This is a genomic window from Pseudarthrobacter sp. 10T415, from assembly GCF_056394175.1.
Genome location: NZ_JBFTHJ010000033.1, coordinates 1 through 9,561, shown reverse-complemented (window position 1 = coordinate 9,561; position 9,561 = coordinate 1). Strand labels below are relative to the sequence as shown.

Genomic DNA, 9,561 nt, shown 5'->3' with positions numbered 1-9,561 from the left:
CCCGACTAAACTGACCAACCCAAACGATGGCCAACCCCGCCGAAACCAATCAGTGGGCAGATCTGTTGGCCATCACCGGGCAGTTTTACTGGCCACAAGCGGGCACATCAACTGGCCGCCCGTGGGCAGAATCTAATGGCCATTGACACACATGCTGCATAAACGCATCTTCGTAGACAGCTAGGCGTCTGGCGGATGTGGCATAGCGGCCGCAAACAAAGAATGACTTTGGACTGTAAGGTACAGCCCGAACAGGAATGAGATCGCGCCTATTGCTCGGAACCTTCTCGTTTCGCGAGCGACGGGAGACTGTTCATGATGTGAAACAAGGCCGTTCTTGCATACTCGAGTTGTTCGTCGGAAGTTAGCCGAGGCGGCCAGTGGAAAGGTTTGCTCTTAGGGGGCCATATCTGCCTAGCAGGTGTCGCTTCCGCGGCCGCCATTGCTGCGAGGTCAATTGCGCGTCGGGCGGCAGGAGTCCACGGAATATCGGGCTTGAAGTACTGCTGGATGAAGTAGACACCCTGGACTCCGAGGTGTGAGCTGGCCATGTTGCGTGAATAAGTGACCAATGCAGTTTGCGGATCGGCCTCAAGGTCAAGGACGAGTAGATGCGTTTCGTGCCACATTGCGAAAGTGGAGATCGGAGAGTTGGTGATACCCATGTAGATCCGCGCTGTCTGGGGTGGGCGCTGAGAATTTTTGAATGCGACGAAATCCTCTTCGACGAAGACTCGATCACGGGGATCTCGATACTGGTCGTACATCAGGAAGCATTTATGCGCCCATGCGGCAAGCAGGGTTCTGGTTTGAGCGTCTACCAAGTGGGGAACAGGGTTGGGCGGATCAGCCATCTTCTTCAATGGCCCACGAATAGAATTTTCCAATGTCGACATCCAGCCGTTGTTGCATGTTGCGCAAACCGACTTAACCGTGACTTCATGCAAGATCGGAGTTCTGTTTCCCCTGACCTCGTCCACCACCACATACTGCCCCATCGCATTCTGGCGTACTACTGTTTGGGGAAATGGACCTTGGTGAGAGCCCTCGCGCTCGATATATGCCCGCGGGGCGGAGAAATGCTGCAGCCACTGCGGATAGACGTGTTCCCGCGTCAGAGGCAATCCACCACAGAAGACGCACGTTCTCATACCCCCGATCGTAGCGCCAGAGCGTTATCTAGGTTGTAGGGCCAGTTTGGGCCGGCGAAACCCAGCTCGAAAAAAGCCTCCGATCCCAGCGGCGGCACCAAGGATTTAGAAGCCGACGGTTGACAACCCGAAATAGGCATCATCTGAAGACTAAAAAGCCAGCTTCACATAACGTCCGTTTTTAGCGTTCCGTCTAGGCCTTAGTCAGACGAGAGAATAGTTCACCTGCCGCCGATTTCCCGCTCTTGCGAGAGTTGGAGTCATGGGAGGACCGGGACCTATCTAGATGGCTTTGCACCGGTGCCAGACCTGCACTCTCTAATGTCGGAAGCTGGTTTCGCGGCCGCCGGAGGACCCTGTTTTGGCGAGGTACCGGGGTTTGGTCAGGCTCGACCCATAAGCGCATTGAAGCGACTGAACGCCGCCTCATCGAGGGCTAAGGACACCAACGCCTGCTGATTTTTCAACTGTTCGAGTTGAAGTTCTGTTGAGCGGTTAACCTGCGTGAGAATCAAGCTTTCGCAAAGCGCCGTCAACGGTTCACCAATAGCCTTACGGAAGTTGAAGCCGAGCAGCTGCAGAACGTTGACCGTCTCTACCGATAGGAACGGCTTCATCGCCTCGAGCTGGTTCAGCTTCTCCGGATCTCCTCCGGAGCTGGCTTCCACGAGCTGCTTTACAAGCGGAAACAGGGTTTCGACGATGTAGCGAACATCGCCGGTGGTGAGCTGCTGAGAGATCAGCTCTGCCTTGTAAGACTGGGCTATGGAAACTAGTTCCTGCTTGTCTGCCAGAAGGTCATTGATGATCTCTTCCAGCGCGGCGATCGATTCCTCCTGGCGCCCTGACTCCCGCGCCGCTCGAACCTTATTCATAATCATGGTCGCACCGTTACGCGCCATGCTCTCGGTGAGGTTCACTCCAACTTGCAGTACTTCCGGGGGTAGTTCCATGAAAATTCAGATCCTTTAGATCGTCGTCGTGCCGCATCGGAAGGCACGAAAGAGCCGACTGTCGCGTTGCTCTAGTCACGATAACTAAGCCGAGCTTTCCCTGTGGGATGTTCCCGTCGCTTCGGCCATAGTACTAACTCGAAGGCGAGCACTGGGGACGCGGGAAAGTCTGGCAGAAGGTGTATTTGGTCGCCGTCGAGTTCGTGGACTCCGGGTTTTGCTCCTATGCCTACTGGGACGACCGATCATGGAGAGGCAATCAAGATCGGAATGGCCCAGTGACTATGATCGCGGATCTCCAAGCCACGCGAGAACGATGGCACGCAAATACGCCGACGAGTGGAGATGACAACCTGACGCTTTGCGAACGGTTAAGGTAAGCAGTAAATCGTAAGTATTAGCGTTCTGGGTCTGAACGTCCGGTCATTACTGGCTCGTTCGCTTTCCTGGGGGAGCACGGGAGTAAGCCGGAAAATTGTCCTACAAAATTGAACTAGTTAGCGGGAAGGCTGTTCTGCCAACCGGGGGAGACCCCTGGGGGTTTGCTGAATGGAACGACGCGGCAGAGAAGATCAAGCAGTTCAAGAAACGCGTAGTGGGCCGCAGGCCCCGACAACGAGAGCGCATCCCAGTGGAGCTTGCGCTAATCCACCGCCCAGACAACGACTACAACTCAAACGCCATCTCCATAGCAGCCCCCGATCATTATGGCGGTGACCGCGACGAGAGGTTTTTCGGCTACCTCTATGAAAACCAGCTGAGAAGGATAGGCATGACACGCCTCGCCGACCTTTCCACCGCCTTGGGCGGTGCCGAACTTAGCTGTACTGGAATCGCCACCCACTATGGACTCGAGTTAGACCTGCCGGACCCAGCAGAGTTGGCAAGAGCGATAGACAAGTTTCTCGGATATGACGACTCGGGAACCCACACACGTCCATCAGCGGAAACGGACAGTGCTCTTCAAGCCCTGAGGAACTTCGGGGCCGATCAAGCCCCTGCCGTAGCGCTGGATCTCACCACGCGCTACGGCAGGGGTGGGCGCCTGATCGAACTTCGAGACCGGGACTCCGACCGCCTAGTTGGAGAAATTCACCGAGGCGTCTTGCTTCTCGAAGACGAACGAGACAGAGACAACGTACTGAAGCTCCTTTCGGACGCACGCATCCGGGTAGCCGCGCCATTGGCCCAGCAGAGCATTCCGCTCGAGTCTGATTGGCCGATAACCCGCGTTCCTAACCTTCGCATGGATGCACGGGGTGAGGTGTACCTTTTCCCACCGGTTTCACCCATGGCTCGGTGGAACCCGAAAACGGGAAAGCTGTGGATCGAAGACAGCCGGCTTGCCGGGCCTGCCCTCTGCTACGCCTCACGGGTAGGGCTGAAAGTAACCGAACTGGGAATCTCCCGGCGGCCCTGGAAGCTGACCGAAGACATTCCCTTTGACGAGTTCAGCCAAGACGATCGTGAACGAAAAGCCGAAAGAAAGCGTGACAAGGCCGCTGAGCGGATGACCCGTCAGCTGATTGCATCGGTTCGCGCCGCGGGTTTGGAACAGGTGCTGCCCGCAGAAGCCATAGAGGTGAAAGACTATGAAATAACTCGGGGTGCCATAGGCGAGACCAAGCAACTGTTCCAGTTGCACGAGTCCCATGTCGCACAGCGTCGTCTGCTGTTCGGAAAACACACACTGGGTGACAAAGAAGGTAGCTGCAGGCTGTGCGGTCAGGCAGCCTGGACTGTAGTGACTTCCCTATGCCCCGAACCGCTTGCCTACTGCCAGCAATGCCTGGAGTTCGCCAGCGAGGGTGTTTTCGCCAACCGACCCCGAGCAGCCGCTGCTCTGAAACAAATAGCAGAATTCGAATTTGATGATGAACCAATGTTGGAAGGGCAACTAGCGACTCTGCACATTGATCCGCTTCTTTCATTAGAACCAGATGTCATAGACAAGCTTCTGCTGCTGCGCTTCGCGATAAAGCGTGGCAAGTTTCCATGGACATTACTCCTAGAGGAGGGAGGCCTGGCGGAGAATGGCTTGCGGTTGAGCAGGGGCACGCTTATAAGGGCCCGAGACGGACACCGATGTCTCTCGATGGGCGAAAAAGCAGTGTGCGACTTCATGCATCAATCGGGTATTGAGCATGAGCGTGAGCCCGCTTATCCAATAGATCCCATCCTCAATCCACTAGGGCGGCGACGGGCCGACTGGATACTGTCCGATGGCACCTTCGTTGAGCTGTGGGGACTACCTAACAATCCGGCCTACGCGGCAAAGATGCAAGAAAAGCGGTTGCTCGCGGAAAGACAGGGACTGACACTGGTCGAACTGACCGAGCGGGACCTATCCACACTTCCGCTGGCGTTCGCAGCTTGGTTGCCCGCCTTCACTCCAGCAACCACGTCGTGGGTCTGGTCACCCATCCTAAAATCCGAACCAGCCGCGCCTAGGGAAAAGAAACGGAGCCAAAACGCATCGGGACGCAATACCTTCAACTCAGACGTTAGGAAGGCACGAATAGAACGGTGCCGCCGCGCCTTGGAACTGCAGTCATCAGGTTTTACCCGGCGAGAAATTGCTCAAACTCTTGGCCTTAGTGCGGACAGCGTAAAAGCCCTCTTGCGCGACGCGAAATTCTTTGCTGATCCGGCGTCAGACGAGGAACGTCTGCGGCGGGCCGGCGCGGCGGCCGCGGCTCAGCGCAGCGGGTTGACGAAGGAACAGTTTCAATCCCAAAGCGGCCTAACCGGTCCTAAGGTCAATGAATCTTGGAAAGACGCTGACGTTATCGAGTCGGTTACCAACGAAAGCTAAGCGCAGAGGTCGAGGCGGGTTTGGGAGTGGTGATGTATCGGGAGTACGCCTTCCGGTGCAGCATCGGCAGCGACGTAAATGAATGGTCGGGGAAGTACATCCGAGCTGGTTGCCTAAATAGGGCAACTACTGACGTCGGCTATCAGCCAGTCGAGTCTGGGGGAGTGACGCGGCTTTAGCAGTAAGGTTCCGCTACGCGGCCGCCGACCACTGACGTCCCTTGTGCCGCTAAGTCGGTGGCACTGACATCAGTTCGTCGACTTCAATGCCCCCGACTTCAACCTGGGGATGTCCGGCCATCCCGCGAGACGGATCATCCGGGCGGCCAAGATCGGCATGCGCACGCCCGGCCTTGTATCCAGCGGTAAAACCATCCCGATAGTACTGTTGAAGGTGACTTGGCTGAGAGAATTTCAGGTGATTCGAAAGATAGTGGAAGAGATTGCCTGGACGGTTTCCATGAACCTGGAGACGGCCAAGCTCCGTCTGTCCAACGTTGGGCGGCAGGGACCACGAACACATCGACGCTTCGTGAAGCGAGTGTGCGGTCTTGCCGACCGAGATTAACCTGAGTGAAGGTGTAGAGGGAGTCGGCGTCCAGCAGCTTGCCCGTTTTGGCGATTACGATAACCACCTGCTTTGGCATGAGCTATCGTGAAAGGGGATGCATAAGATGGCCCTCCGGCTCCAGTTCGAACGGTGTCCATTTACCGCCTGTGCCGGCGGTCAGATTTTCACTCCACTTTGGCATGCCGCAGATACTGATAGACCGTTTCTCTACTGATTCCATAATCCCGAGCCAGGACGACTCTCGAGATACCGCTGTTGGCGCATTGGACCAATTCGGCCGCCCGTTCCGTCGTCAAAGTCCTTGTCCTTCCTTTGTACATGCCGCGCTGCCGGGCCTCTGCGATGCCTTCCCGCTGGCTTTCCCTGATCAGCGAACATTCGAATTCGGCAAAAGCGCCCATGACCGAGAGCATAAGGTTCGCCATGGGGAGTCATCCCCGGTAAAACGAGCTGCTTTTTGATGAACTCGACGCAGATTTCTCGTCGGGTGAGTCCCTGGACGAGGACGCGCAGGTCGTCGAGGTTTCGAGCGAGCTGATCCATGCTGCGAACAACGACGGTGTCCCCGTCGCGAGCGAACCGCAGCGGTTCTGTGAGCTGCGGCCGCGCCATGTCCCTTCCGGATGCCATATCCGCGAAGGCCTGACACCGGTGGAGAAATCGTCTCCGAGGAACTCATTGTTCAGGTCATCCCGCAGGGCAAGGACGAGTTTACTTGTTCTTCCTGCTTCCTGGTACGGCACCGGTCCCGACTGGCACGCGAAAGCAGAGGACAGTCCCACTGCATCGAGTGCGAGGGTTAGCTATCCTCTGTCACGCCATCAGCAGGGAGCCCCGGTTCTCGTCTTGCGCTGCCTGACAGTGACGAGATTATGGGCGTTTTATAAAGGGTGGGAGAGTGCCCGCGAAAAGCGGGCGGCGCGACAAGGGAAGAGGGCAAAGTCAGACGATTGCCCTCTTCCTAGGACAATCCTCTTTTGCTAGACTCTTATGTCAGACGCTTGTCAGACAGTGTCAGACGCCGAAGGAGCGACTGTTTATGGCTACGATCACTATGCGGGATCTGGTACGCGACTCCAAGCGGGTTTTTGACGCGCTAGAGGCCGACGGGACTCCAATGGTCGTCACGCGCAATGGCCGGCCGTTTGCTGCCTTAATGCCGATTGATCAAGAACAGGCAGAGTCTTTACTGTTAGCGTCGAACCCCGAAGTCGCAGAGATGCAACGAAAGGCAGAACGAGTTATCGCTAACGGGGGCGCCAGATCACTATCAGACGCTTTGAACGAACCGGCGAGAGCACAGGGTGACCATTTAGAACCAGCCTTGGACACGGCGATCGATGCTGAAGCTGGTAGTGACGACGTTTCTGTAAGCATCGCAAAGACGACCGAGTACATTACTGAGAACGCCATCAACTCCGTCACCCGACCCGGGCTTGACTCGCGGCCCGATGACAAATGGGTTGAACGAATTCGGGAACTGAATTCTGTACTAGTCGAAGTTAGCTACTTGAATGAACTTAAGCGGGTGACATCGCGGGCTGAGCTTTCGTCTAGCCTTGGCAGAAAAATTCCTCGGCGTAAAAAAGCGGCAAACCCAAGTAACTCACGGGAAACGACTGCGCTCGAATCGGCCCGGAAGATCGTTTATGAGCTAAATTCGGAACTTGTACTCAACGCGAAAAGGGCGGCTCCTGACGATATAGAGGAGACCTTTGAGTCGGAACTCAGAGGGGGCGTCTTATTTGCAAAACTTGCAGGCTTTTCTCCAAGCGATGCGTTCGGAAAGGAAGAGGGGCGGCGCGGCCGGAGTCTTTTGAAGCACCCTTGAACCGACGAAGCTGTTAGTTGGGGTCTAGGCGCTTTGCATTCGTAGCAAGATCTTCAATGTTCGCCGCCCTTTGACTCTTTTCATTCGCGGGTCCTACAGATGCCACGAGAGCAAAAATAGTGGCGGCTGCCGACGAAAGAACAATTGCAAAAGAACCCGGCCACAGGAGCGCGGACCAAGCAGGAACCGCACTGAAGATCGCCAGGCCTTCGCCCACGCCAACCCAAAGCAGCGTAGTCCAGTGAATCGCTGGGGCTCCTCTAAAGCGAGGAAGCAGAGCTATTGCTATAAGCAACGTGGCCAGGACCTGTGCCATCAGCGAGAAGAAGGTGACCTGCTCTGCACCCTGCATTTTGGGATCCCATAAAAAACATAACGCGGCCGTAACTGCTGGTACGACGGCATTTTGTACAACGGTGATCACGACATTCAATGTCTTCATATCAGTGGATTTCTACCTTCAGCGACGAGCCTGTCCGCTTCAGAAGCCGTCATGATCCTAGCGACATAGAGATGTCCTAAACCTAGGCCTTGCGGCCAGAAATCAGGTTTTCCCTTATCTAGTAAACCCATCACGTACCTGTCACCGAGTGCAAAAGTAATCCAAGAACCATTAGCTTCCCGTGCAAGTTCAAGGCGAGTGCCACTGAGAATCTCAGAGTCGGATACCAGTTTCAACAATCTGTAGTACTTCTTCAGAGTTGGTTCGTTTGGCAGGTCCGTTGTTATCAAGATGGATGGGGATCCATCCGGATCTTCTTCGATCACAGAAATCTCTACGTAGCGCTCCATCGGCATCCACCTCGAGTTCGATGTTCACAACCACTGGGCTCGTGTTGTGGTTCCGGCCTGTTTGGCGCCAGGCGCTTAGACATTCTGCTTAGTTTACTATGCGCAGTTCCCTATGGGGGCCTATTGCTGCGCCGCTACTTCTCGCTTTATCCCACGGCATGCCAGTTACCATGGAGCCGTTGCGCGATCGTGAAATACGATTCACCTAGGGCTACCGGAATGGAGGCGTTATTGGGAGCCGATCTACACACCCCAGAAGCTTTAGTGGTTGCTCTGGTGCCACCAGAGGTCCTTTGGGTGCCTGATATAGACCACCATGTCGAGTGCGCCAGAACGATATAAGGCAGGTCTAACAGGCTAGCCGCAGCAGAGGCTGCCCCGACGGATCCTTTTGACATTCATTAGTTTCGCGCGGCTGTCCAACGGAAGCTGTTGCCTCTCGATGTAGCAGTTTTTACATAACTTGCCGCCTCAGAGTCGACGTGTCCCGGCTCTCAGGGAATTCTCAGGTTCAGGCGCACATAATGGACCGGAGCTCCGGTCAACCGCTATTTGACTGGAGCTTCGCCAATTCCGCGCAGATGCGCCGGACACTTGGCGAATGGCTGCTGTGACCAAGTCCCGAGAGTCGTCCGAGGGCGTCGCTGGAGGCCTCCGGGGGAGCCCCTCTTAGCGCCAGCTTTACATAACGTCGGTTATCGGCGTTTGCAGATGGCCGGGAGAGACGCCCGAAAGGGGCCTCAATATTGCCCGTGGATGACGGGCCCGGCTTGCCGGCTAAGCTCACTGTCGCCTCTGGACAAGACGTCGATCCGGCGCGCAATCTGGCCTTGCGCGCAACAAAGATGTTCACGTTGGTGAGACGTATCGGGTCGAAGTCCCGCAGCGCCTGCCGCTGCTGTCCAAGCTCGTTGACGAATCCTGGAATGATCGGTTGGATTTGGCAATGCTCCGGGGCTGCTGGTTTGAACCCTCTGTCCTCGGCATGGATAAATCCCGGTCGCCGGAAACCGTCCATGGGATCCGGATAGTGCACCGCACGAATGTAGTTCTTCCGCTAAGTATCGGGCAGACGGCGGAACTTGGTTTGCCGGCGGGGTCCTGCGACATTGTTGGACATGTGCGTTCAGTGGACGACGAGTCCGTGGTCTCGCTGCCCGGCGTTCAGACTCTCACTGTGCCGGTGGGATGGCTGCATGGCCTGGAGTCCGAACCTTCGCGCGACCACAGGAACGCCGGCCGCTCGTTCTAGTGGTTGCCGCCACGTGAGTATCAGTAATCAAGGTAGACCTGCTTGACGTCTAAATCTATATAGCTAGATTTGTCCCATGGAGAACTTAGGGCGGGTTACGCCGGCGACCACACTGGTCCTTGAGGCGCTGCTGTCGGCAGAGAGCGTGTGGGGCCTGCAGATCGTCAAAGATGTTGGCAAGAAGCCGGGTACCGTCT

7 protein-coding genes and 2 pseudogenes are annotated in these 9,561 nt (G+C 56.1%); 4 read left to right on the top strand and 5 right to left on the bottom strand.

Annotation, left to right across the window (positions count from 1 at the left end):
• Positions 1–269: 269 nt before the first annotated feature.
• Positions 270–1,151 (bottom strand): hypothetical protein, encoded by an 882-nt coding sequence (locus AC1DBN_RS21165; RefSeq protein WP_477724162.1) that lies wholly within the window; start codon positions 1,149–1,151, stop codon positions 270–272.
• 383 nt (positions 1,152–1,534) lie between these two features.
• Positions 1,535–2,104, bottom strand: a complete 570-nt coding sequence (locus AC1DBN_RS21160) for a hypothetical protein (protein WP_477724161.1) — start codon at positions 2,102–2,104, stop codon at positions 1,535–1,537.
• Positions 2,105–2,579: 475 nt separating this feature from the next.
• Here AC1DBN_RS21160 and AC1DBN_RS21155 point away from each other — a divergent pair, with 475 nt between their 5' ends.
• On the top strand, positions 2,580–4,919 hold the full coding sequence (locus AC1DBN_RS21155) for a hypothetical protein (RefSeq protein ID WP_477724160.1): 2,340 nt from the start codon (positions 2,580–2,582) through the stop codon (positions 4,917–4,919).
• 734 nt (positions 4,920–5,653) lie between these two features.
• Here AC1DBN_RS21155 and AC1DBN_RS21150 read toward each other — a convergent pair.
• A pseudogene (locus tag AC1DBN_RS21150) lies at positions 5,654–6,134 on the bottom strand (recombinase family protein); the annotation flags it as partial.
• Positions 6,135–6,139: 5 nt separating this feature from the next.
• Here AC1DBN_RS21150 and AC1DBN_RS21145 point away from each other — a divergent pair.
• Together AC1DBN_RS21145 and AC1DBN_RS21140 are read left to right on the top strand one after the other, a co-directional pair.
• Positions 6,140–6,292, top strand: a pseudogene (locus AC1DBN_RS21145) (DUF4193 family protein); the annotation flags it as partial.
• Positions 6,293–6,528: 236 nt separating this feature from the next.
• Positions 6,529–7,320: a type II toxin-antitoxin system Phd/YefM family antitoxin gene (locus AC1DBN_RS21140; protein WP_477724159.1), complete on the top strand. Its 792-nt coding sequence runs from the start codon at positions 6,529–6,531 to the stop codon at positions 7,318–7,320.
• Positions 7,321–7,333: 13 nt separating this feature from the next.
• Here AC1DBN_RS21140 and AC1DBN_RS21135 read toward each other — a convergent pair whose 3' ends face one another.
• Together AC1DBN_RS21135 and AC1DBN_RS21130 are read right to left on the bottom strand one after the other, a co-directional pair.
• Positions 7,334–7,762, bottom strand: coding sequence for a hypothetical protein (locus AC1DBN_RS21135; protein ID WP_477724158.1), 429 nt, complete (start codon positions 7,760–7,762; stop codon positions 7,334–7,336).
• The gene (locus AC1DBN_RS21130) at positions 7,759–8,112 is read right to left on the bottom strand and encodes a hypothetical protein (RefSeq protein ID WP_477724157.1); all 354 of its coding nucleotides are present in this window, start codon (positions 8,110–8,112) and stop codon (positions 7,759–7,761) included. Before AC1DBN_RS21130 ends, AC1DBN_RS21135 begins: the two co-directional genes overlap by 4 nt.
• A gap of 1,120 nt (positions 8,113–9,232) precedes the next feature.
• Between AC1DBN_RS21130 and AC1DBN_RS21125 the strand changes: the two genes are divergently transcribed.
• A complete protein-coding gene (locus tag AC1DBN_RS21125) occupies positions 9,233–9,364 on the top strand; it encodes a hypothetical protein (protein ID WP_477724156.1) in 132 nt (43 codons plus the stop codon).
• The last annotated feature ends 197 nt before the right edge of the window (positions 9,365–9,561 follow it).